Source organism: Streptomyces sp. NPDC127108 (assembly GCF_042677545.1).
Taxonomy (GTDB): domain Bacteria; phylum Actinomycetota; class Actinomycetes; order Streptomycetales; family Streptomycetaceae; genus Streptomyces.
Genome location: NZ_JBHXTE010000082.1, coordinates 1 through 22,285, shown reverse-complemented (window position 1 = coordinate 22,285; position 22,285 = coordinate 1). Strand labels below are relative to the sequence as shown.

The following is a 22,285-nucleotide window of genomic DNA, read 5'->3' as shown; positions in this document are numbered from 1 at the left end:
CGGTACGACAAGAGGGCCTACGTCTTCCACGGCACCGTCACCACCGCAGCAATCAGACTCTGGCTCCGACCATGATCCGCCGGACAGAACCTAGGGCGGAGCTCCCCCCACCCGTGGGTGCCTTCCGCCCGCGGGTGCGGGCCGGGGCCCGCCGCGAACCGGGCCGGACGGCTACACGTACCGCTCGAGGATCGACGACTCCGCCAGCCGCGAGAGCCCCTCGCGGACGCTCCGCGCCCGCGCCTCGCCGACGCCGTCCACCGTCTGGAGGTCGTCCACGCTCGCGGCGAGCAGCTTCTGCAGGCCGCCGAAGTGCTCGACGAGCCGGTCGATGATGGCGCCGGGCAGCCGGGGCACCTTCGCGAGCAGCCGGAAGCCGCGCGGCGACACCGCGGAGTCGAGGGTCTCGGGCGAGCCCGTGTACCCCAACGCCCGTGCCACTGTGGGCAGTTCGAGCAGCTCGGCGTGGGTGAGGGAGTCCAGCTCGGCCAGCGCCTCGTCCACGGTGCGCGAACGCTTGGCGGTGGGCTCCGGCACGTAGTCCCGCACGACCAGCTCGCGCTCGGGCTCCACGCCCGCGATCAGCTCGTCGAGCTGGAGGGTCAGGAGGCGGCCGTCCGTGCCCAGTTCGACCACGTACTCGGCGATCTCCTTGGCGATGCGCCGCACCATCTCCAGGCGCTGGGCGACCGCGGTGACGTCCCGGACCGTCACCAAGTCCTCGATCTCCAGGGCGGACAGCGTGCCCGCGACCTCGTCGAGGCGGAGCTTGTACCGCTCCAGGGTGGCGAGGGCCTGGTTGGCACGTGACAGGATCGCCGCCGAGTCCTCCAGGACGCGGCGCTGGCCGTCCACGTAGAGCGCGATCAGGCGCATCGACTGCGAGACCGACACGACGGGGAAGCCGACCTGCTTGCTGACCCGGTCCGCCGTGCGGTGCCGGGTGCCCGTCTCCTCCGTGGGGATGGTCGGGTCCGGGACCAACTGCACGCCCGCACGCAGGATCTTCGTGATGTCCTTGTCGAGCACGATGCCGCCGTCGAGCTTGCACAGCTCACGCAGGCGCGTGGCGGTGAACTCGACGTCGAGGACGAAGCCGCCCGTGCACATCGACTCGACGGTCTTGTCCGAGCCGAGCACGATGAGCCCGCCCGTGTTGCCTCTGAGGATCCGCTCCAGGCCGTCGCGCAGGGCCGTGCCCGGCGCGACCGCGCTCAGGGAGGCGCGCATCAACCCGTCGGCACCGGAGCCTCCACCGGGCTTGCCGGGAACCGCTGCCCGGTCGTTGGCTGCCACTGCACTCCTCCGGTCGCAGGTTGTCCAAGCCCTCCCCCACACGCCTTCGACGCGCCTTGCTTCGTACGGATGGGCGAGACCAGGGCAAAGTCTACCGGCGCTCCTGCTCCTGGCGTGGGGCCTCTTGACGACGCGATCTCGGAAGGACGCGCAGCGCGTCGCCCATGTCGGCGACTTCGGTGACCTTCATACCGGGCGGGACCTTGCCCGGATCGGCCGGCACGAGCGCGTGCGTGAAGCCCAGACGGTGCGCCTCGGCCAGTCTGCGCTGCACGCCGGTGACCCGTCTGACCTCGCCCGCGAGACCGACCTCGCCGATCGCGACGAGGTTCTTCGGCAGCGGAGTGTCGCTCGCGGCGCTGGCGAGGGCGAGCGCCACGGCGAGGTCGGCGGCGGGCTCCGACAGCTTCACGCCGCCGACCGTGGCGCTGTAGATGTCGCGCTTGCCGAGGGCGCTGATGCGGCCGCGCTGCTCCAGGACCGCCAGCATCATCGACACGCGGGACGTCTCCAGGCCGGACGTGGTGCGGCGCGGCGAGGGGATCTGCGAGTCGACGGTGAGCGCCTGCACCTCGGCGACCAGAGGGCGGCGGCCCTCCAGGGTCACCGTCAGACAGGTGCCGGGGACCGGCTCGTCGCGGCGGGTCAGGAACAGGCCGGAGGGGTCGGCCAGGCCGGTGATGCCCTCGTCGTGCAGCTCGAAGCAGCCGACCTCGTCCGTCGTCCCGTACCGGTTCTTCACGCCGCGGACCAGGCGCAGGCGGGCGTGCCGGTCGCCCTCGAAGTGCAGCACCACGTCGACCAGGTGCTCCAGGAGGCGCGGGCCCGCGATGGCGCCGTCCTTGGTGACGTGGCCGACCAGGAGCGTGGACATGCCGCGTTCCTTGGACGCGCGGATCAGGGCGCCCGCGACCTCACGGACCTGCGCCATGCCGCCGGGCGCGCCGTCGATCTCCGGCGAGGCGACCGTCTGCACCGAGTCCAGGATCAGCAGCGAGGGCTTGACCGCGTCCAAGTGGCCGAGGACGGCGGCCAGATCGGTCTCCGCGGCCAGGTACAGGTGGTCCGCGATGGCGCTGATGCGGTCGGCGCGCAGGCGGACCTGGCTGGCCGACTCCTCACCGGTGACGTAGAGCGTGCGGTGGTCGTCCGTGGCCGCCTTCGCCGCGACGTCGAGCAGCAGCGTGGACTTGCCGACGCCCGGCTCGCCCGCGAGCAGCACCACGGCGCCCGGCACCAGGCCGCCGCCGAGGACGCGGTCCAGCTCGGGCACGCCGGTGGAGCGGGCGGTGGCGCGGCGGACGTCGACCTCGCCGATGGGCACCGCGGAGGAGGTGACACGGCCTGGCGTCGTCGTGCGCACCGCGGGCGCGCCGTACTCCTCGACCGTGCCCCACGCCTGGCACTCGGGGCAGCGGCCGAGCCACTTGGCCGTCTGCCAGCCGCACTCGGTGCAGCGGTAGGACGGCCGGTCCTTACTGGATTTCGTACGGGCAGCCATGCACGAACCGTAGCCGCCACCACTGACATCGCAGGCGGCACCGGCCAGCAGCGTGGGCCGTGCCAGCCGGCAGCCCGCCGACAGCCCGCCGACGGCTCCGGGCGCCGCAGGTCACCCAGACTCCTTACCTCTCGAACAGGCAACGGAATCGTGGCTTCCTGTCCCCTTTTGAGGGATCTGTTCACCCGTAAGGATTAAATGTGCTGAAGGGGGAGGAAGGCGCCTGCATCATGCGCCTAACTTCGCACGGGTGATGAGCAGCAGCCCGGAAACCCCCACGTACACCACCGGCGCGCACCGGGCGCATCCGGGCGCCCGCAAGCGTGTGGTGCCGCGCACGGTCGCCCAGTCGCCACCCGCGCACTACGAACCGTTCCTGGACGGCCTGTTCACGTACTGCCTGTCGGTGCTGTGCGACCACGACGCGGCGACCGCCGCGCTCGGCGACGTCCTCGTGCTGGCCGAGCGGCGCGGCGCCCGGCCCGACGGCGACACCCGTGCGTGGCTGTACGCGCTCGCCCGCTGGATGTGCCTGCGCGCCCTCGCCGAGGCCAAGCAGCGCGGCCGCCACGGAGCGCCGTCCGGGGGCGGTTCGGCCGGGGGCGACCAGGCCGGAGCGAGCGCGTCCGCCGCGGCGCAGGGCCCCGCGTCGCCCGCCGCCCAGGCCGTCGGGTCCGCCGCCCAGGCCCCCGCCGCCCCCGGAGCCCCGGCGGCCCCCGCCGCCCCCGTGGACGAGACCGCCCGCGCCCGCCGCCGCGAACTGGCCCAGCTCGCCTGGCCCGAGGCCGCCGGGACCACGCCCGAGCAGCGCGAGGCCCTGGAGCTCGCCGTCCGGCACCGGCTCTCGGCCAAGGAGGTCGCCGCCGTCCTCGGCCTCGACCCGGCCGCCGCCCGTGACCTGCTGGCCTCCGCCGCCTGCGAGGTGGAGCGCACCCGCGCGGCCCTCGCCGTCGTCGAGACCGGCACCTGTCCGATCGTGGCCCGCCTCACCGGCGACAACCAGGTCCTGCTCGGCACCGCCCTGCGCCGCGAGCTCGTCCGGCACGTCGACGACTGTCCGCAGTGCCGCCGCACCGCCGAACGCACGGGCTCGAGCGCCTGGCCCGGCACCGCCGTCACCCCGGCCGCGCTGCCCGTCGTCTCCGCCCCGCGCGCGGCCCTGCACCACGCCATGGCCCACACCCCGCGCGCCAAGAACAGGACCCGCGGCGGCGGCCCCCGCTTCGACCGGCGCGGCTTCCCGATGGACCCCAAGGACCACGCCGCCCGCCGTGAACGCCTGCGCGCGCGTGCCGTCACCACCACGGTCGTCGCCACCGTCGTCGCCGCCCCCGTCCTCGCCCTCTGGGCGGCCTACCGCGGCGCGCCCCTCACCGGCGAGGGCCGCGACGGCCGCTCCGCGAGCGCCGCCGAGGCCGACGACGGGCCCGGCGGGCGCGGCCCCCGGGGCCGGGAGGACTACGAGAACGCGGGCAACGCCCGCACCACCCCCGACCGCTTCCGCGACGGCCGCGGCGGCCCCGGTGTCTCCGTGGAGGTCATCAGCCCCGGCGGACCCGCGGGCTCAGGACCCGGCGCCGGACGCATCGGCGTCCAGGCCCGCTCGCACGGCGGTGTCACGCTCATCACGCTGACGGGCGGCGGCAGTTCACCGGTCCGCTGGTCGGCGAGCACCGGGGCGTCCTGGCTCGCCCTCAGCCAGTCCTCGGGGACGCTCTCGCCCGGCGAGTCCGTGACGATCAGGGTGTACGTGGACGACGACCGCGAGCCCGCAGGGCACTGGAGCGCCCGCGTCACCATCGCCCCCACCGGAGCCGTCATCTCCATCGAGGGCTACGGCAGTCCCACCACGCCGAACCGCCCCGGCAACCCGGGCCCCCGCCCGACGGCAACCCGCCCGGGCCCGTCCGACCCGGACCCGACCCCCACCCAGGGCAACCCCACACCCACACAACCCGACCCGGACCCCACTCCGACCACCTCGGCGCCCCCGGACCCTTCCCCGACCCCCACGGACCCGGCCCCGACGACACCCCCACCGGGCGGCGACCCGGGCCAGGGCTGAGCGCAACGGAGGGGGGAGTGCCCCGAAGGGGCGCGGGGCTGTGACATCTTGCGGCTCCGCCGCGTGGGCGCGACCAGCCACCGACTACCCGCACCCGCCCCCCCCGGCGAATCGCTCAACGGCGAGTCGGCGTACCCACCGGATCCGCAGGATGCGGAGCGACCATGGGCAGCTGAGAGGCAAGCCGCGCCTCACACAGCTCGACCAGCTGGTCGTACCCCGCCTTACCCATGAGCTCGATCAGCTCGGGCCGATAGGACACGTACACCGGGTCACCCGCACCGTGCGCCGAGGTCGCCGACGTGCACCACCAGTGCAGATCGTGGCCTCCGGGGCCCCAGCCCCGGCGGTCGTACTCCCCGATGGACACCTGAAGGACCTTCGTGTCGTCGGGCCGCTCGATCCACTCGAAGGTCCTGCGCACCGGCAGCTGCCAGCAGACATCCGGCTTCGTCTCCAGCGGCTCGCGCCCCTCCTTCAACGCCAGGATGTGCAGCGAGCAGCCCGCGCCGCCCGCGAACCCGGGCCGGTTCTGGAAGATGCACGAGCCGTTGTACGGCCGGGTCTGGCGCTCGCCGTCCTCGTCCTGAGAGACCCAGCCCGACGCGGTGCCCACGTCGTGGTGCTGCCAGATGTCCGGCGTGAGCCGCGCCACGTAACCCGCGACCCGCTTTTCGTCGTCCTCGTCGGAGAAATGGGCACCCAGAGTGCAGCAGCCGTCGTCGGCGCGGCCGGCCTTGATGCCCTGGCAGCCGCTGCCGAAGACGCAGTTCCAGCGGGAGGTGAGCCAGGTCAGGTCGCAGCGGAAGACCTGCTCGTCGTCCGCCGGGTCGGGGAACTCCACCCAGGCGCGCGCGAAGTCCAGACCCTGCTCGTCCTGGACCGCGCCGGCTCCGGAGGTCCCGGCCCCGGCGGCCTTCGCGGCCTTCCCGGCCTTCTTCGCCTTCTCGGCCTTCCTGGCCTCCTTGGCCTTCCGCTCGGCCTTCTCGGCCTTGGCTGTCTTCTCGGCCCGCTCGGCCTTCTCCGACTTCGAGGACTCCGATGACTGCGACGACTTCGATTTGTCGGACTTCGCCTTTTTCGTCTTTGGCACGTCTCCAGGGTATGCGCGCCCGTGTGCCCGCGGAGACCAGTCACGCCCGCCCGGACGCCGAGAGCGGCCCCGGGCGCAGTAGCGTTCCGTACATGAGACTCGGTGTCCTCGACGTGGGTTCGAACACGGTGCATCTGCTGGTGGTGGACGCCCACCCCGGCGCGCGACCGCTGCCCGCGCACTCCCACAAGGCCGACCTGCGGCTTGCCCAACTCCTCGACGAGGCGGGTGCCATCGGCCCCGAAGGCGTCGATCTGCTCGTCGCCACGCTGCGTGACGCTCTCCAGGCCGCGGAGGACAAGGGCGTCGAAGACCTCCTTCCGTTCGCCACCTCGGCCGTACGGGAGGCGACCAACGCCGACGACGTGCTCGCCCGCGTCCGCGCCGAGACCGGCGTCGACCTGCAGGTCCTCACCGGCACGGAGGAGGCGCGGCTGACCTTCCTCGCCGCCCGCCGCTGGTTCGGCTGGTCCGCGGGCAAGCTCCTCGTCCTCGACATCGGCGGCGGCTCCCTGGAGATCGCGTACGGCATCGACGAGGAGCCCGACGCCGCGGCCAGCCTGCCGCTCGGCGCCGGACGCCTGACCGCCGCCTGGCTGCCCAGCGACCCGGCCGACCCGGCCGACGTGCGCGCCCTGCGCCGTCACGTCCGCGCCCAGATCGCCCGCACCGTCGGCGAGTTCAGCCGCTTCGGCAGCCCCGACCACGTCGTCGCGACCTCGAAGACGTTCAAGCAGCTGGCCCGGCTCGCGGGCGCCGCGCGGTCCACGGAGGGCCTCTACGTACAGCGGGAACTGAAGCGCAAGTCCCTGGAGGACTGGGTGCCGCAGCTCGCCGCCATGACCGCCGCCGAGCGGGCCGAGCTGCCCGGGGTGTCCGAGGGGCGGGCCGGACAGCTGCTCGCCGGTGCGCTCGTCGCCGAGGGCGTGATGGACCTCTTCGGCGTGGAGTCCGTGGAGGTCTGCCCGTGGGCGCTGCGGGAGGGCGTGATCCTGCGCCGCCTGGACCACCTGCCGACGAGTTGACGTACGCGGGCCCTCCCCGGCCGAAGCCCCACCACCCGGGCCCCGCCGCCGGGGGCACCCCGTACGCTGTCCCCGTGGTGGATCCAGTCGTGCGCATCCCGGATGCGAAGGTCGCCCTGTCGACGGCCTCCGTGTACCCGGAGTCGACGGCGACGGCCTTCGAGATAGCGGCACGCCTCGGGTACGACGGCGTCGAGGTCATGGTGTGGACGGACCCCGTCAGCCAGGACATCGAGGCCCTGCGCCGCCTCAGCGACTACCACCAGATCCCCGTCCTCGCCGTGCACGCCCCCTGCCTGCTGATCACCCAGCGGGTCTGGTCCACCGACCCCTGGGTGAAGCTCCAGCGCGCCCGCGCCGCCGCCGAGAAGCTGGACGCGTCGACGGTCGTCGTGCACCCGCCGTTCCGCTGGCAGCGCGGCTACGCCCGCGACTTCGTCGAGGGCATCTGGCGCATGGCCGACGAGACGGACGTGCGGTTCGCCGTGGAGAACATGTACCCCTGGCGGTACCGCGACCGCGAGATGCTCGCGTACGCCCCCGACTGGGACGTCACCAAGGACGACTACCGCCACTTCACGATCGACCTGTCGCACACCGCGACCTCCCGCGTCGACGCCCTCCAGATGGTCGACCGCATGGGCGACCGGCTCGGCCACGTCCACCTCGCCGACGGCAAGGGCTCCGCGAAGGACGAGCACCTGGTGCCCGGACGCGGCACCCAGCCCTGCGCCGAACTCCTCGAACGCCTCGCGACCAGCGGCTTCGACGGCCACGTCGTGATCGAGGTCAACACCCGGCGCGCCATGTCCAGCGCCGAGCGCGAGGCCGACCTCGCCGAGGCGCTCGCCTTCACACGCCTGCACCTGGCGTCGGCCGTGAAGGTGCCGCGATCGTGACCGGCGAGAGCACCACCCCCGCGCCCCGGCGCCGGGGCCGCCCCTCCCGCACCCAGGCCGAGCAGGGCCCCGCCATGCGCGAGGTGATCCTGGACGCGGCCCGCGAACAGTTCTCCGAGCGCGGGTACGAGAAGGCGTCCGTACGCTCCATCGCCAAGGCGGCGGGCGTGGACTCGGCCCTCGTGCACCACTACTTCGGTACGAAGGAGCAGGTCTTCGCCGCCGCCATCGAGGTGGCCTTCGCCCCCGCCCTCGCGGCGCCCACCGCCGTCGCCGAGGGCCCGCTCGACGACGTCGGGGAGCGCTTGGCCCGCTTCATCCTCGGTGTCTGGGAGGACCCGAAGACCCGGACGCCGCTCCTCGCGATCGTCCGCTCCGCCGTCAACAACGAAACGGCCGCCGCGGTCTTCCGCCGCCTGATCTCCACCCAGCTCCTGGCCCGCATCGCCGAGCGCCTCGACCTGCCCGACGCCGAACTGCGTGCCGATCTTGCGGCGGCGCAGCTGGTGGGGACGGCGATGCTGCGGTACGTCATCCAGGTCGAGCCGCTGGCGTCGGCGGACGTGGAGCAGATCGTGGCGCGGCTGGCGCCGGTGGTGCAGGGGCATCTGACCGGGCCGTAGCCGGTACGTCGAGGGCTTCCCGCCAGTGAGACAGCCGTCCCGCCATCCGGACACCCTGTCCGGATCTTGGATCGGCGGCGTACGCTCGGCCGTAGTCACACATGCCCCGAAGCATGACTCTTGAGGAGCGAGCGACGATGCCCGAGCTGAGGTCCCGCACAGTCACCCACGGCCGCAACATGGCGGGCGCGCGCGCCCTTATGCGGGCCTCCGGGGTACCGGGCGCGGACATCGGCCGGAAGCCGATCATCGCCGTCGCCAACTCCTTCACCGAGTTCGTGCCCGGCCACACGCACCTGGCCCCCGTCGGCCGGATCGTGAGCGAGGCCGTGCGGGAGGCGGGCGGCATCCCGCGCGAGTTCAACACGATCGCCGTGGACGACGGCATCGCGATGGGCCACGGCGGCATGCTGTACTCGCTGCCGTCCCGCGACCTGATCGCCGACTCCGTCGAGTACATGGTGGAGGCGCACTGCGCGGACGCGCTGATCTGCATCTCCAACTGCGACAAGATCACCCCCGGCATGCTGATGGCGGCCCTGCGCCTGAACATCCCGACGGTCTTCGTCTCCGGCGGCCCCATGGAGGCGGGCAAGACCACCCTGGTCGACGGCACGGTCCGAAAACTCGACCTGATCAACGCGATCAGCGACGCGGTCAACGAGAACGTCTCGGACGAGGACATCCTCCGCATCGAGGAGAACGCCTGCCCGACCTGCGGCTCCTGTTCCGGCATGTTCACCGCCAACTCCATGAACTGCCTGACCGAGGCCATCGGCCTGTCCCTGCCGGGCAACGGCTCGGTCCTCGCCACGCACACGGCCCGCAAGGCGCTGTACGAGCGCGCGGGCGCCACGGTCGTCGAGCTGACCAAGCGGTACTACGAGGGCGACGACGCCTCCGTCCTGCCGCGCAACATCGCCACCCACGCGGCCTTCGAGAACGCCATGGCCCTGGACATCGCCATGGGCGGCTCCACGAACACGATCCTGCACCTCCTCGCCGCGGCCCAGGAGGCCGAGGCCGGGTACGACCTGAACGACATCGACGCCGTCTCGCGCCGCGTCCCGTGCCTGGCGAAGGTCGCGCCGAACGTCGCGCCGACCACGACGTACTACATGGAGGACGTGCACCGCGCGGGCGGCATCCCGGCGATCCTCGGCGAGCTGTACCGGGGCGGGCTGCTCAACGAGGATGTGCACACGGTCCACTCCGCCTCCGTCAAGGAGTGGCTGGACGCCTGGGACATCCGCGGCGGCTCCGCGTCCGCCGAGGCCGTCGAGCTGTGGCACGCGGCCCCCGGCTGCGTGCGCTCCGCCGAGGCCTTCTCGCAGTCCGAGCGCTGGGACACCCTCGACACGGACGCGGCGAACGGCTGCATCCGCGACGTCGCGCACGCCTACTCCCAGGACGGCGGGCTCGGCGTCCTCAAGGGCAATCTGGCGGTCGACGGCTGTGTCGTGAAGACGGCGGGCGTCGACGAGTCGATCTGGACGTTCGAGGGCCCCGCGGTCGTCTGCGAATCGCAGGAGGAGGCCGTCGAGAAGATCCTCAACAAGAAGGTCGTCGAGGGCGACGTCGTCGTCATCCGCTACGAGGGCCCCAAGGGCGGCCCCGGCATGCAGGAGATGCTCTACCCCACGTCCTTCCTGAAGGGCCGCGGCCTCGGCAAGGCCTGCGCGCTCGTCACCGACGGCCGCTTCTCCGGCGGCACGTCGGGCCTGTCCATCGGCCACGCGTCCCCCGAGGCGGCCTCCGGCGGCACGATCGCCCTCGTCGAGGACGGCGACCGCATCCGCATCGACATCCCGAACCGCTCGATCGAGCTGCTCGTGGACGACGCCGAACTGGACCGCCGGCGCGAGGCCCTGGGCGGCGTGTACGCCCCCAAGTCCCGCGAGCGGAAGGTCTCCCAGGCGCTGCGGGCGTACGCGGCGATGGCGACCAGCGCCGACAAGGGCGCGGTGCGGGACGTGTCGAAGCTGGGCTGACGCCCTGCCGGGGCCGGTGGGGGACTGTCCTGCTTTGTCCTGCAACTGGTGTGATGCGCGGGCGCGTCTATGGTGTGAGGTACATGCCATGGGCGGCCCGCGCCGCCCGTTCCACGGGGGATATGGGGTAGCAGGATGAGCAGTGAGGAACTGACGGTGACGGCTGGGGCAGTAGGGGCTGCCGAGCCTGAGGGGACCGACATCGCCGAGGTCGGCGCCGAGGCCGCGGCGGCCCGGAGCTACCCCGTCGCCGCGGACGTCAACGTCCGCTCGGGCCCGGGCACTTCCTACGCCAAGGTCGGCCGCGTCCAGGCGGGCAGCCGCGTCTCCATCAGCTGCCAGCGGCCCGGTGAGACGGTCACGGGCCCGACCGGCACATCGAAGATATGGGACAAGATCGGCAACGGCCGGTATGTGTCGGACACGTATGTGCGGACGGGGAGCAACGGGTACGTGGCGCCGCGCTGCTGAGGCGTCGTACCGCTGGACGTCGTATCGCTGTACGTCGTATCGCTGAGACGCGGCGACCGCCAACGGCATGAAGCCGCCGAGGTCCGGGGGATCCGGGCTTCGGCGGCTTCGCTGTGGGACGCCGGTCCCGGGGGGAGAGACCCCTGAGCGCAGCCGGAAAGACCTCTGAGCGCCCCCGAAGCCCCCGGGGGCAGAACCCCTCAGCCCGACTTCGGCGGCTTCGCCGTGTCGAAGGCGTACAGCAGGTTGCCCGACCCCGACACCACCGCCACCCGCCCCGCGAGCGCCACGCGGGGGCCCGTGCGCAGGCCGCCGTCACCGTTGATCTTCGGGTCGGTGGACCAGAGGCGGCGGCCGTCGCGCGGGGCGAGCGCGGCGACCCGGCCGCCGCTCGAACCGAAGTACAGCGCGCCCGGCCCGGCGCTCGGCCCCGCCGCGCCCTCGACACCCGTGTGCCGGGCCCACCTGAGCCGGCCGGACCCGGCGTCGACCGCGCTGACCCGTCCGCTCTGCTCCGTGAAGTACACCGCGTGGCCGACCAGCAGGGGCGACCCGCCGTACGCCTTGGCCAGCCGGGCCGTCGTCACCTTGCCGCGCGCCGCGTCCAGGCGGAGCACCGCGTCGTACACGACGACGCCGACCTCCTCGCCCGCCCGCTGCCGCACCAGGACGAGCCGCCCGTCCAGCGCGCCGAGCGGCTGGACGGGACCGTTCAGGGTGACGGCCCGCCCGGGCTCGCCCGAGACCGGGTCGACGGCGCGGACCGTGGCCCGCCGCGCGAGACCGGCGGCGAGCTCCGCCTTCGGCACGCACATCACGTACGCGCGACCGCCCGCGCCGAGCGGCGCGCACTGGCTGCCCGCGGGGAACGGGACCGTCCACAGACTCCGGCCGGAACGGGCGTCCCTGCCCTCGATCCGGGTGCCGTCCGGGTCGGCCGTCAGCACGGTCGACCCGACCACCGCGGCGTCCGCGGCGCCGGGGCCCGCGACGGACGTGGACCGGGCGCCGAACGGCGCGGACCACAGCTCCTTGCCGCGCTCGGCGTCGAGGGCGACCACCTCGTCGGGCCCCGCCCCCTCGGCGGCGAAGCGGTAGCCGACGACGGTGCGCCCGCCGCCCGCGAGCCCGGCGAGGGAGGTGTCCTGGACCGGAACGCCCGGCCCGCCCACGGTCCACAGCCGCTTGCCGTCGGCGACCCGGACGCGGGTGGCGACGGAGCCGCCGCCCCCGCAGTACACGGAGTCGCCGTGCGGCAGACAGCGCACCTCGTCGGGAACCTTCGCCGTTCCGGCCGGTACGTCCTGCCGCCACGGCCGGAAGCCGTCGGGCAGGGCCGGACTCGTCGCGGCCACGTTGCGGCCCTTGTCGTCCCGCTTGGCGTCCGAGCCGTCGTCCGAGGACCGGCTGACGAGGGCGAGGCCCGCGCCGAGGACAGCGATGGCGGCGACGGCGGCGAGGACGGGGCGCCGGCGGCGACGGGGGCGGGTGGGGGAGGGGGCCGGGTGGGCTCCCTCTGTGCCGGTGCCCGCGCCGGAAGCGGCCCCGGAGGCCGTCCCGGAGGCGCTCCCGGAGGTGTCGTCCGGCCCGCGGGTGTCACGCCCCTCACCCGTGTCACGCCCCCCGCCCGTGTCACGCCCCCCGCCCGTGTCCCGGGACAGATGATGCTGCGTCCGGACGTCCCGGGTGCGCCCGCCGCCCGCGACGACCTCCAGGTCGGCGGGCAGGTCGCGCAGCAGGACGAGGAGTTCGTCGACGGAGGGCCGGGCGGCCGGGTCCTTGGTGAGGCAGGGCTCGACGGCGGTGCGCAGGGCATGCGGTACGTCGCCGAGGGCGGGCGGCTCGTGGACGACCTGGTAGGCCGTCATATAAGGGGAGTCCGCGTCGAAGGGCCCCTGCCCCGTGGACGCGTACACCAGCAGTGTGGCCAGCGAGAAGACGTCCGAGGACGGACCGACGCCGCGCGGGTTCTGCAACTGCTCCGGCGACATGAACGGCGGCGTGCCGATCACGCGCCCCGTCATGGTCAGCGTCTGCTGGTCGGCCGCGCGCGAGATGCCGAAGTCGATGACGCGCGGCCCTTCCTGCGAAAGGACCACGTTGGAGGGCTTCAGGTCACGGTGGACGACGTCGGCGCGGTGGATGTCGCGCAGCGCCTCGGCGAGCCCGATGGCGAGGGAACGCAGCTCGGCGCCGTCGATCGGCCCGCGGCGCGCGATGCGCTGCGCGAGCGTCGGGCCCTCTATGTACGAGGTGGCCATCCACGGGTGCGGACCCTCGGGGTCGGCGTCGACGACCGCGGCGGTGAACGCGCCGCTGACCCGGCGCGCCGCGGCGACCTCCTGCCGGAACCGGATGCGGAACTCGTCGTCGTCCGCGAACTGCTGGTGGATCAGCTTGATCGCGACCGGTCGCCCCGACGCCGTACGCCCGAGGAACACGGTGCCCATGCCGCCCGCGCCGAGGCGGGCCTCGACCGGGTAGCCACCGATCTCCTCAGGATCCCCTGAGCGGAGCGACACCTTTCGACCTCCGTTCCGGTCGTCCCCCGTGCGTCATGCCTGTCCGCACAAACTAGCGGCCGGGGGCGTGGGCTAGGCAAGGCGGGTGACGTCTTCGGCGTGGCCTGGCCCCTGGGCCTTGACCGGGCGTGGTCGGCGTGGGGGGACTATGGGGCTGCGCCCCGTTCCCCCGCTGTCGGCGCTCCGCGCCTCGTCCTCAAATGCCGGACAGGCTTGGTGGGTATCCGTCGGACGGGGGTGAGCGGGCTGGCGGCCTGCCCGGGCGATAATCGACGCGTGAGTGACCAACCGCGTGACCAACGGCGTGACGAACCGGGTGACGAACCCCGTACCGAGCTTTCGACCGAGCCGTCGTCCGAGTCATCGTCCGCGCCGTCGGCCGAGGGCACCGTGCCGGGGCCCCGGCCCGAGGCCATCCGCTTCTTCGGCACGAGCTGGGTCGACCACACGGACCGCTACGGCCTGCGCCGCGCGGGCGTCGCGGTCGGCTCGCTGGCCGCGGCTGTCGCGGGCTGCCTCGTGCTGCGCTTCGCGTACCAGGGCCTGGAGATCGCGGAGGTGGGCGCGTTCGTGAACCTCCTCGTGGTGATCATGTTCGCGATCTGCAGCGCGATCGCGTTCCGGCGCACGTGGGAGGGCTTCACCAAGCGCCACGACCCGCAGTCGGTGGCATCGATGCGCAGCCTGATGATGATCGGCTTCGTAGGCTCCCTCCTCGCGTACTTCTTCCGCACCCTGAAGGAGGCCCCCGGCGAGAAGCTGCACCGGGAGGAGTACGAGACGGCGCGGGAGCAGTACGAGAAGCGGACGTCGCGCAGGACGAAGAACCCGTCGAAGCGGAAGCGCCGGAAGTAGCGGGGCGGACCCCCGGGGACGAAGTCCCCGGAACCCCGGCGACGGGTCGGGCACGGAGGCAAGGATGACCCCATGCCGAGCCCTGAGGACCACCCGAACCTGAGCCCGGACGTGCGCCCGACTTCGACCCCGAGCCCGGACGTGCACGCGACCCCGAGCCCGGACGTGCACGCGACCCCGAGCCCGGACGTGCACGCGACCCCGAGCCTGGATGCGCGCTCAAACCCGAACCCGAGCCTGGATGCGGGCTCGACCCCAGGCCCGAACTCGAACTTGGATGCGGGCCCGACCCCGAGCTCCAACCCGAACCCGGATGCGCGCTCGACCCCGGGCGGCCCCCGCACCTTCGCCCTCTCCTTCGACACGGTGGCGACCCAGTACGCGGCGGCCCGCCCCAGCTACCCACCCGAGCTCTTCACCACGATCGAGGAGCTGGCGGAACGCGCCCTGGTGGGGGCCACGGCGGTGGACGTGGGTGCGGGCACGGGCATCGCCACCCGACTGCTGCGGGACCGCGGGGCGCAGGTGATCGCGGTGGAGCCCGGCCCGGGCATGGGCGCACAGCTACGGGCGGCGCTGCCGGACGTCCCGCTGCTGCGTGCGGTGGGGGACGCGTTGCCGCTGGCGGACGAGTCGGCGGACTTCATCACGTACGCCCAGGCCTTCCACTGGACGGACCCGGCGAACTCGATACCGGAGGCACTGCGCGTACTGCGCCCCGGCGGCGCGCTCGCGGTGTGGTGGAACACGCCGGACCCGGAGGTCGCGTGGGCGGCGGAGCAGGAGGCCCGCCTGAAGGCGCGGCTGCCCGGGTACCACGCGAGCGGCATCAGCAGCGACGCGGTGGCGGCGATCGAGGCGGTGACCCCGGGCTTGACCCCGACCCACCGCCGCCTGCGCTGGACCCGCCGAATCCCCCTGTCCGTCCACCTGGCCCACCTGGGCAGCCGCTCCTATTTCGCGGACCTGGGCCCGGAACGCTCGGCCCCGATCCTGTCGGACGAACGAACCCACCTGCTCAAGACCTTCCCCGACGAGTGGGTGGAAGAGGCCTACGCACTGGACATCACCCTCACACGCAAACCCCCCACTCCCCACTAACGCTCAGGCCCTACAAGGGCACTCCACCCTGTGCGGGCATCCCAGCCCTGCATGGGCACCCCTGGGCCCGCACGGGCATCCGAGCCTGTGCGGGCATTCCAGTCCTGCATGGGCACCCCTGGCCTGTGCCGGCACCTCAGCCCTGCATGGGCGCCCCAGCCTGTACGGGCACCCCAGCCTCGTAGGGGGCATCCCCGGCCCGCACGGGCATCCGAGCCTGTGCGGGCATCTCAGGCCCCGCGTGGGCATCCCCAGCTCACGCGGGCACTCCCAGTTCCGCGCGGGCACGTACCCGGACGGGCACCCCACGCCCCGCCGGGGCAGTTTCAGCCCGTCCGGCGTTTGAGGACGAGGCGCGAAGCGCCGATCGGCGGAGGCCAGTCCCACGGCCGCCTTCCCGACTTGCCCTGGCACATCTCAGCCCGTCCGGCGTTTGAGGACGAGGCCGAAGGCCGAACCGGGCCCGGCCGTCCCACGGCAACAGGACACCCACCCCCGGGGCCCGGGGCGGAGCCCCGGTTTCGGGAAGGGGCGGGACTGGGGAATGCCCCGCAGGGCCCCCCACCGCCCCGCACAACAGCCCCCACCCCTTGACGCCCCCCACCCTCCACCCCGCATAATCATCACATGATGAATAACGAGCCCCCACCCCAAACCCCACTCGAAGCCCCACCCCAAACCGCACCCCAATCCGCACCCCCCACCCCCGCAATCGAAGCCACCTCCCTCACCACCACCCGAGGCCACCGAAAAGTCCTGAAAGACCTCACCTTCACCGTCCCCCGAGGCCAAATCACCGGCCTCCTGGGCCCCTCAGGCTGCGGCAAGTCCACCCTGATGCGCGCAATCGTCGGCACCCAGGCAAGGGTCACAGGCACCCTGAACGTCCTGAACCACCCGGCAGGCACCCCCACCCTCCGCTCCCGAATCGGCTACGTGACCCAGGACCCGTCGATCTACGACGACCTGACAGTCCGCCAAAACCTGGAGTACTTCGCCGCGATCCTGTCCCCAGGCCCGACCGCGGCGACCCGCCGCCACGAGGACGTAACCCGAGCCATCACAGAGGTGGACCTCACCACCCACGCGGACGCCCTCGCGGCCAACCTCTCCGGCGGCCAACGCAACCGCGTATCCCTGGCGGTAGCCCTCCTGGGCACCCCCGAACTCCTCGTCCTCGACGAGCCCACAGTCGGCCTGGACCCCGTCCTGCGCCGAGACCTGTGGAACCTCTTCCACACCATCGCCACGGACAGAGGCACCACGATCCTCGTGTCGTCCCACGTCATGGACGAAGCGGAACGCTGCCACCGCCTGCTCCTCATGCGCGAGGGCGAAATCCTCGCGGACGACACCCCCGAGGCCCTGCGCACCCGCACAGCCACGGAAACGGTGGAAGCGGCCTTCCTGCACCTGGTGGACAAGGCAAACGCCACCTAACCCCCCAAAAAAAACCAACCCCAAACCCCCACCCTCGAACCCCCGCCCCCCGGGAGCCCTCATGAACCCGAACCGAACCCTCGCCACAGCGGCCCGAGTCCTACGCCAACTCCGCCACGACCCCCGCTCCATCGCGCTGATGATCCTCGTCCCGTGCGTGATGCTCCTGCTGCTCCGCTACGTCTTCGACGGCAGCCCCCGCACCTTCGACTCGATCGGCGCGGCCCTCCTGGGCGTCTTCCCACTGATCACGATGTTCCTGGTGACATCGATCGCCACCCTCCGCGAACGCACCTCCGGCACCCTGGAACGCCTGCTGGCCATGCCCTTGGCGAAGGGCGACCTCATCGCGGGCTACGCACTGGCCTTCGGCGCCATCGCCGTGATCCAGTCGGCCCTGGCCACGGCCCTGGCCCTGTGGGCCCTGGGCCTGGACGTGACGGGCTCCGCGTGGCTCCTGCTCCTGGTGGCGCTCCTGGACGCCCTGCTCGGAACGGCCCTGGGCCTCTTCGTCTCGGCCTTCGCGGCCTCCGAGTTCCAGGCGGTCCAGTTCATGCCGGCGGTGATCTTCCCGCAGCTGCTCCTCTGCGGCCTGTTCACGCCCCGCGAAAACATGCAGCCGGTCCTGGAGGCGATCTCGAACGTCCTCCCCATGTCGTACGCGGTCGACGGCATGAACGAGGTCCTGCGCCACCCCGACATCACGGGCGACTTCATCCGCGACACGGCGATCGTCGCGGCCTGCGCCCTCCTGGTCCTGACCCTCGGCGCAGCAACCCTCCGCCGCCGCACCCCCTAAAGCCCGAACCACCACCCACCCCCGATACCTCCCCGCTCACCACCCCCCTCCCTCCCTGCCCCCCTTCCTCCCGTCCGCTCACCGGACAACCCCCCACCCCACCCCCACCCGATGCGAGGATGACCCCGAACGACGCACCCCGGGAGGGCCTCGCCCATGAGCAAGCCGAGCACGCCGAGCAAGCCGCAGACCGCGAGCAAGCCGCGCACCGCGAACAAGCGGAAGACGCCGAGCAAGCCGAACCAGAAGGTCGTCGCCGTCCTCGGCACCGGCAAGATCGGCGAAGCCCTGCTCAGCGGCATGATCCGCAGCGGCCGAGCCCCCGCGGACCTCCTGGTCACCGCCCGCCGCCAGGAGCGCGCCGACGAACTCCGCACCCGCTACGGCGTGGAACCCCTCACCAACGCCGAGGCCGCCAAGCGCGCGGACATCCTGATCCTCGCCTGCAAGCCGCAGGACATGGCCTCCCTCCTGGCCGAACTCGCCCCACACGTCAGCACCGACACGCTCGTGATCAGCGCGGCGGCGGGCATCACCACGGCGTTCATCGAGGAGCGCCTGGCCGACGACACCCCCGTCATCCGCGTCATGCCGAACACCCCGGTACTGGTGGACGAGGGCATGTCGGTCATCTCCGCCGGCAGCCACGCCTCGGCCGCGGACCTGGCCCACGCGGAGGACGTCTTCGGCGCCGTGGGCAAGACGCTCCGAGTCCCGGAGACCCAACAGGACGCGTGCACCGCCCTGTCCGGCTCCGGCCCCGCGTACTTCTACTTCCTGGTGGAAGCGATGACGGACGCGGGCATCCTCCTCGGCCTCCCGCGCGACAAGGCTCACGACCTCATCGTGCAGGCGGCGATCGGCGCGGCGGTGATGCTCCGCGACAGCGGCGAACACCCGGTCAAGCTCCGCGAGAACGTCACCTCTCCTGCGGGCACCACCATCAACGCCATCCGCGAACTCGAAAACCACGGAGTCCGCGCCGCCCTGATCGCCGCCCTCGAAGCAGCCCGCGACCGCAGCCGAGAACTGGCCTCAGGCAACAACTCCTAACCCCACCGCCCCCGCCCCGGCGAGTATTCAGCCCGTCCGGCGTTTGAGGACGAGGCGCGGAGCGCCGATTCGGCGGCGGCCCGTCCCACCCGAAGGGGACACCCACCCCCCAGGGGGTCCAGGGGCGAAGCCCCCCCCGCGCGGCGGAACCGCAAATTGACACAGCCGGGAAGGGGTGGGATTGGGGAACCCCGAAGGGCCGCCCCCTACCCCACACCCCCCAAAACCTCCCCCGTCCGAACCACCCGAGCAAACCCACCCCCGTGCAACGAAACAGCCGAGGCCTGCCCAATCTCCTCAGCCGTCCGCCGCCACCCAAACGGCCCCACCAGATCAAAGGTGTACGTCGCGTCATAAGCGAACAACACCTCGTACCCGAGATTCCCACCCATCCGAGCAGTGGTCTCCGCACACATATTGGTCTGAATCCCGGCCACCACGATCTGAGAAACCCCGGCCTCCCTGAGCCAAGCGTCCAGATCAGGCGTCCCGTAGAACGCCGAGTTCACACTCTTCGCCACGAACAGCTCATCCCCACCCCCCTTACCGCGCCGCCGCTCGACGTACTCCTTGAACTCGTTGCCCACATACCCGGTCCGCAGCGGCGACTCCGGCTTCGGCGAGTCATGCCGTACGAATACGACCGGCCGCCCCGTCGCCTGCCACGCGTCGATGAGCGCGGCGATGTTGTCGTCAGCCTCCGGATTGTTCCGCGCTCCCCAGTACCCCTCCTCCTCGAACCCCTTCTGTACGTCCACGACGACCAGCGCCGCGTTCTCCGCGATGTTCAGTGCGTTCTCCATGCCCACGATGCTGCCGCCGGGAGCCCCACCACCCCAGCCCTACAAAAGCCACCGATCGATGGTTTACTGCCACCGTGTCAGAACCCCGCACCCCCTCACCTCCCACCCCACCCCGCACCACAACACCCCTCACCCCACCCCTCACACAGCCCTCCACCCCCCACCCCCAACGCATCGCCCTCCTCTCCTTCCCAGCCATCCGCCCCTTCGACGTCTCCGTCATCACGGAGGTCTGGGGCACCGACCGCACCGACCGCGGCGTACCCCCCTTCGACCTCCACCGCGTCGCCGCCACCCCCGACCCCGTCCCCATGCGAGGCGGCCTCACCCTCACCCCCGACCGCACCCTCGCCTGGCTGAACCGCCTGACCGCCACCGACCTGATCGTCGTCCCCGGCCTGGACGACCACCTGACACCGGCACCACCTCCACTACTGGAGGCCCTGCGCCGCGCCCACACCCGCGGCATCACCATCGCGGCCCTGTGCGGCGGCGCCTTCACCCTGGCCCAGGCGGGCCTCCTGGACGGCCGCCGCGCCATCACCCACTGGAACCTCGTCGACCTCCTGCGAACCCATCACCCCCACGTCACCGTCGTACCCGACGCCCTCTTCATCGAGGACGACCACATCTGGACCGCCGCGGGCACCGCGGCCGGCATCGACCTGTGCCTGCACCTGGTCCGCACGGCCCACGGCTCGGAAGTCGCCGCGACCATCGCCCGCTCGATGGTCACCGCCCCGTTCCGCACCGGCGGCCAGGCGCAGTTCATCGAGCACCCCACACCTCGCGCCGACCGCGACGCCGACGCCCTCGCCACGGTCCGTGAATACGCCCTGCGTCACCTCCAGGAACCGCTCACCGTCTCCGACCTGGCCGCCAGGGCGGGCATGTCGGCGCGTTCGTTCGCCCGTCACTTCACCGCGGCGACCGGCACCACACCCCTGCGCTGGCTCCTGGACCAGCGCGTCGCCGCCGCGCAGAAGCTCCTCGAACGCACCGACCTGCCCATGCCCGAGGTGGCCCGCCGCGCGGGCTTCGGCAGCGAGATCACGATGCGCCAGCACTTCGCCTCGCGTCTCGCCACCAGCCCACGCGCCTACCGCGCCACGTTCACCGGCACCGGCTCGGGCACCGCCGGCGCGGGAGGCAGCAGCCCGATCGCCCGATAGGCGGCATCGACCGTCGGTTTCGCCATCCCCCTCGCCCGCTCAGCCCCGGCCCGCAACACCTCCTCCACATACGCGGAATCCGCAACCAGTTCCTTGTGCCGCTCCCGCACGGGCCGCAGAAGCTCCACCACGGCGTCGGCGGTGTCCTTCTTCAAGGCTCCGTACGACTCGTATACACCGCTCAAGCCGTTTGGGTTCCCACCTTCACAAGCCGCGAGGATCTCCAGGAGGTTCGAGACCCCGGGCCGGGCCTCCCGGTCGTACACGACCTCGCCCCCGCTGTCCGTCACAGCGCGCATGATCTTCTTCCGCACCACGTCCGGCTCGTCGAGGAGATAGACGATCCCGGCCCCCGACTCATGGGACTTCCCCATCTTCGACGTCGGCTCCTGCAGATCCATGACCCGCGCCGCCACCGTCGGCCGCGTCGCCCGCGGCACCGCGAACGCGTGCCCGTACCGCTGGTTGAAGCGCACCGCCAGGTCCCGCGTCAGCTCGACGTGCTGCGTCTGGTCGTCCCCGACCGGCACCTCGTCGGCCCCGTACGCCAGGATGTCCGCCGCCATCAGCACCGGATAGGTGAGCAGCGAAAGCCGCACGCTCCCACCCCGCGCCCGCTCGACAGCGGATTTCTCCTTGTACTGGATCATCCGCCGCATCTCGCCGTCCGTGGCGACGCACTCCAGCAGATACGACAGCCGCGCGTGCTCGTCCACATGACTCTGTACGAACACGGTGCATCGCTCCGGATCGAGCCCGGACGCCAGCAGCAGCGTCGCCGCCTGCCTACTGAGCCTGCGCACCCGCCCGGGGTCGTGCTCGACGGTCAGCGCGTGCAGATCCACGACGCAGAACAGCGCGTCGGCCCGGTACTGATCGACGTCCGCCCACTGCCGGACGGCCCCCAGGTAGTTCCCCAGCGTCAGATGCCCGGTCGGCTTGACCCCACTGAAGATCCGCGTCATCTCTTCTCTCCACCTCCAGAACGGGGCCGCCGTCCCGGCGACCGGGTTCAGGACCTCCGGAGGGAGATACGCGAACGGCCGCCGAAGCGGCGGCCGTTGAGTGCATGCGTCAGCTCGGCCGCCGTCAGGCGGCCCACCACTGATGGGTGCGCGCATGCGTAGTCATGTCCCTACAGTAGCGCGGGCAGGCCCGAAGTTGACACGTCCAGACCCGGAACGTAGTGTTCTCCGAGTTGCCCGACGTGAGCGCCGATCACTGGTCGGTCCCCGGGCGGCCATTCCGTAAGAACCATTCAAGCGATCGATACTCAGCCTCTTCGTTTCTTCGAAGGGCCGCTGTCGGCTCGTTTCCATGCGTTTTTGCGAAATGAGGAGTCCGCGTTCGAAAGGACGCCCCCGATTAGGTCGGGAGCCGAGATTCCGCTAAAGTCTCACTCGTCGGAACGGCCCAACAGCCGCGAGGACAACCCCGGTTGACTGGGAATCAGGCCCGAAAGGATCTGATAGAGTCAACACCGCCGGAAGGCCGAAAGGCCGGAAAGCACCGAGGAAATCGGGTCGGAACGGGAAGCCGGAAAGATCTGATAGAGTCGGAAACGCAAGAACAAAAG

General features: G+C 72.1%; 18 protein-coding genes. 12 read left to right on the top strand and 6 right to left on the bottom strand.

Features of this window, described 5'->3' with window-relative positions:
- Positions 1-171: 171 nt before the first annotated feature.
- Together disA and radA are read right to left on the bottom strand one after the other, a co-directional pair.
- Complete coding sequence (disA, locus tag ACFVHO_RS39585; protein WP_030361002.1) at positions 172-1,296, bottom strand: DNA integrity scanning diadenylate cyclase DisA; 1,125 nt, start codon at positions 1,294-1,296, stop codon at positions 172-174.
- Positions 1,297-1,387: 91 nt separating this feature from the next.
- On the bottom strand, positions 1,388-2,797 hold the full coding sequence (radA, locus tag ACFVHO_RS39580) for a DNA repair protein RadA (protein WP_385725377.1): 1,410 nt from the start codon (positions 2,795-2,797) through the stop codon (positions 1,388-1,390).
- A gap of 253 nt (positions 2,798-3,050) precedes the next feature.
- On the opposite strand from radA, the gene ACFVHO_RS39575 reads away from it, so the two are divergent.
- Positions 3,051-4,862, top strand: coding sequence for a hypothetical protein (locus ACFVHO_RS39575; protein WP_385725376.1), 1,812 nt, complete (start codon positions 3,051-3,053; stop codon positions 4,860-4,862).
- A 115-nt stretch (positions 4,863-4,977) separates the two neighbouring features.
- On the opposite strand, the gene ACFVHO_RS39570 is transcribed toward ACFVHO_RS39575, so the two are convergent.
- Positions 4,978-5,955 (bottom strand): hypothetical protein, encoded by a 978-nt coding sequence (locus ACFVHO_RS39570; protein ID WP_385725375.1) that lies wholly within the window; start codon positions 5,953-5,955, stop codon positions 4,978-4,980.
- 92 nt (positions 5,956-6,047) lie between these two features.
- Between ACFVHO_RS39570 and ACFVHO_RS39565 the strand changes: the two genes are divergently transcribed.
- The 5 genes from ACFVHO_RS39565 to ACFVHO_RS39545 all read left to right on the top strand — a co-directional run bounded on the left by ACFVHO_RS39565 (position 6,048) and on the right by ACFVHO_RS39545 (position 10,964).
- Entirely contained in the window at positions 6,048-6,980 is a 933-nt protein-coding gene (locus ACFVHO_RS39565; protein WP_385725374.1) for a Ppx/GppA family phosphatase, read from the top strand.
- A gap of 74 nt (positions 6,981-7,054) precedes the next feature.
- A complete protein-coding gene (locus ACFVHO_RS39560; protein ID WP_385725373.1) occupies positions 7,055-7,879 on the top strand; it encodes a sugar phosphate isomerase/epimerase family protein in 825 nt (274 codons plus the stop codon).
- Positions 7,876-8,502: a TetR family transcriptional regulator gene (locus ACFVHO_RS39555; protein WP_385725372.1), complete on the top strand. Its 627-nt coding sequence runs from the start codon at positions 7,876-7,878 to the stop codon at positions 8,500-8,502. The genes ACFVHO_RS39560 and ACFVHO_RS39555 overlap by 4 nt, the downstream gene beginning before the upstream one ends.
- Before the next feature lie 137 nt (positions 8,503-8,639).
- Positions 8,640-10,493, top strand: coding sequence for a dihydroxy-acid dehydratase (ilvD, locus tag ACFVHO_RS39550; RefSeq protein ID WP_385725371.1), 1,854 nt, complete (start codon positions 8,640-8,642; stop codon positions 10,491-10,493).
- 135 nt (positions 10,494-10,628) lie between these two features.
- The gene (locus tag ACFVHO_RS39545) at positions 10,629-10,964 is read left to right on the top strand and encodes an SH3 domain-containing protein (RefSeq protein WP_385725370.1); all 336 of its coding nucleotides are present in this window, start codon (positions 10,629-10,631) and stop codon (positions 10,962-10,964) included.
- Between the two features lie 200 nt (positions 10,965-11,164).
- Here the strand turns inward: ACFVHO_RS39545 and ACFVHO_RS39540 are convergent, their stop codons facing one another.
- Complete coding sequence (locus ACFVHO_RS39540) at positions 11,165-13,486, bottom strand: PQQ-binding-like beta-propeller repeat protein (protein WP_385725369.1); 2,322 nt, start codon at positions 13,484-13,486, stop codon at positions 11,165-11,167.
- Between the two features lie 390 nt (positions 13,487-13,876).
- On the opposite strand from ACFVHO_RS39540, the gene ACFVHO_RS39535 reads away from it, so the two are divergent.
- The 5 genes from ACFVHO_RS39535 to proC all read left to right on the top strand — a co-directional run bounded on the left by ACFVHO_RS39535 (position 13,877) and on the right by proC (position 18,734).
- Positions 13,877-14,341, top strand: coding sequence for an EamA/RhaT family transporter (locus ACFVHO_RS39535; RefSeq protein ID WP_385725380.1), 465 nt, complete (start codon positions 13,877-13,879; stop codon positions 14,339-14,341).
- A gap of 72 nt (positions 14,342-14,413) precedes the next feature.
- A complete protein-coding gene (locus ACFVHO_RS39530; RefSeq protein ID WP_385725368.1) occupies positions 14,414-15,442 on the top strand; it encodes a methyltransferase domain-containing protein in 1,029 nt (342 codons plus the stop codon).
- 627 nt (positions 15,443-16,069) lie between these two features.
- Positions 16,070-16,882, top strand: coding sequence for an ABC transporter ATP-binding protein (locus tag ACFVHO_RS39525; RefSeq protein WP_385725367.1), 813 nt, complete (start codon positions 16,070-16,072; stop codon positions 16,880-16,882).
- Between the two features lie 61 nt (positions 16,883-16,943).
- Positions 16,944-17,681, top strand: coding sequence for an ABC transporter permease (locus ACFVHO_RS39520; protein ID WP_385725366.1), 738 nt, complete (start codon positions 16,944-16,946; stop codon positions 17,679-17,681).
- Between the two features lie 156 nt (positions 17,682-17,837).
- Positions 17,838-18,734 (top strand): pyrroline-5-carboxylate reductase, encoded by an 897-nt coding sequence (gene proC, locus ACFVHO_RS39515; RefSeq protein WP_385725365.1) that lies wholly within the window; start codon positions 17,838-17,840, stop codon positions 18,732-18,734.
- Between the two features lie 206 nt (positions 18,735-18,940).
- Here the strand turns inward: proC and ACFVHO_RS39510 are convergent, their stop codons facing one another.
- Positions 18,941-19,525: a cysteine hydrolase family protein gene (locus ACFVHO_RS39510; protein WP_385725379.1), complete on the bottom strand. Its 585-nt coding sequence runs from the start codon at positions 19,523-19,525 to the stop codon at positions 18,941-18,943.
- 185 nt (positions 19,526-19,710) lie between these two features.
- Between ACFVHO_RS39510 and ACFVHO_RS39505 the strand changes: the two genes are divergently transcribed.
- A complete protein-coding gene (locus ACFVHO_RS39505) occupies positions 19,711-20,709 on the top strand; it encodes a GlxA family transcriptional regulator (protein WP_385725378.1) in 999 nt (332 codons plus the stop codon).
- Here the strand turns inward: ACFVHO_RS39505 and trpS are convergent.
- On the bottom strand, positions 20,637-21,674 hold the full coding sequence (gene trpS / locus ACFVHO_RS39500; protein ID WP_385725364.1) for a tryptophan--tRNA ligase: 1,038 nt from the start codon (positions 21,672-21,674) through the stop codon (positions 20,637-20,639). The two genes, ACFVHO_RS39505 and trpS, sit on opposite strands and share 73 nt — an antisense overlap.
- Positions 21,675-22,285 lie beyond the last annotated feature (611 nt).

What these genes read in the sequence shown, in the direction of transcription:
- proC (WP_385725365.1), top strand. Translation starts at nt 17,838, where the DNA reads ATGAGCAAGCCGAGCACGCCGAGCAAGCCGCAGACCGCGAGCAAGCCG.
- trpS (WP_385725364.1), bottom strand. Translation starts at nt 21,674, where the DNA reads ATGACGCGGATCTTCAGTGGGGTCAAGCCGACCGGGCATCTGACGCTG.
- ACFVHO_RS39565 (WP_385725374.1), top strand. Translation starts at nt 6,048, where the DNA reads ATGAGACTCGGTGTCCTCGACGTGGGTTCGAACACGGTGCATCTGCTG.
- ACFVHO_RS39520 (WP_385725366.1), top strand. Translation starts at nt 16,944, where the DNA reads ATGAACCCGAACCGAACCCTCGCCACAGCGGCCCGAGTCCTACGCCAA.
- ACFVHO_RS39525 (WP_385725367.1), top strand. Translation starts at nt 16,070, where the DNA reads ATGATGAATAACGAGCCCCCACCCCAAACCCCACTCGAAGCCCCACCC.
- ACFVHO_RS39530 (WP_385725368.1), top strand. Translation starts at nt 14,414, where the DNA reads ATGCCGAGCCCTGAGGACCACCCGAACCTGAGCCCGGACGTGCGCCCG.
- radA (WP_385725377.1), bottom strand. Translation starts at nt 2,797, where the DNA reads ATGGCTGCCCGTACGAAATCCAGTAAGGACCGGCCGTCCTACCGCTGC.
- ACFVHO_RS39575 (WP_385725376.1), top strand. Translation starts at nt 3,051, where the DNA reads ATGAGCAGCAGCCCGGAAACCCCCACGTACACCACCGGCGCGCACCGG.
- ilvD (WP_385725371.1), top strand. Translation starts at nt 8,640, where the DNA reads ATGCCCGAGCTGAGGTCCCGCACAGTCACCCACGGCCGCAACATGGCG.
- ACFVHO_RS39545 (WP_385725370.1), top strand. Translation starts at nt 10,629, where the DNA reads ATGAGCAGTGAGGAACTGACGGTGACGGCTGGGGCAGTAGGGGCTGCC.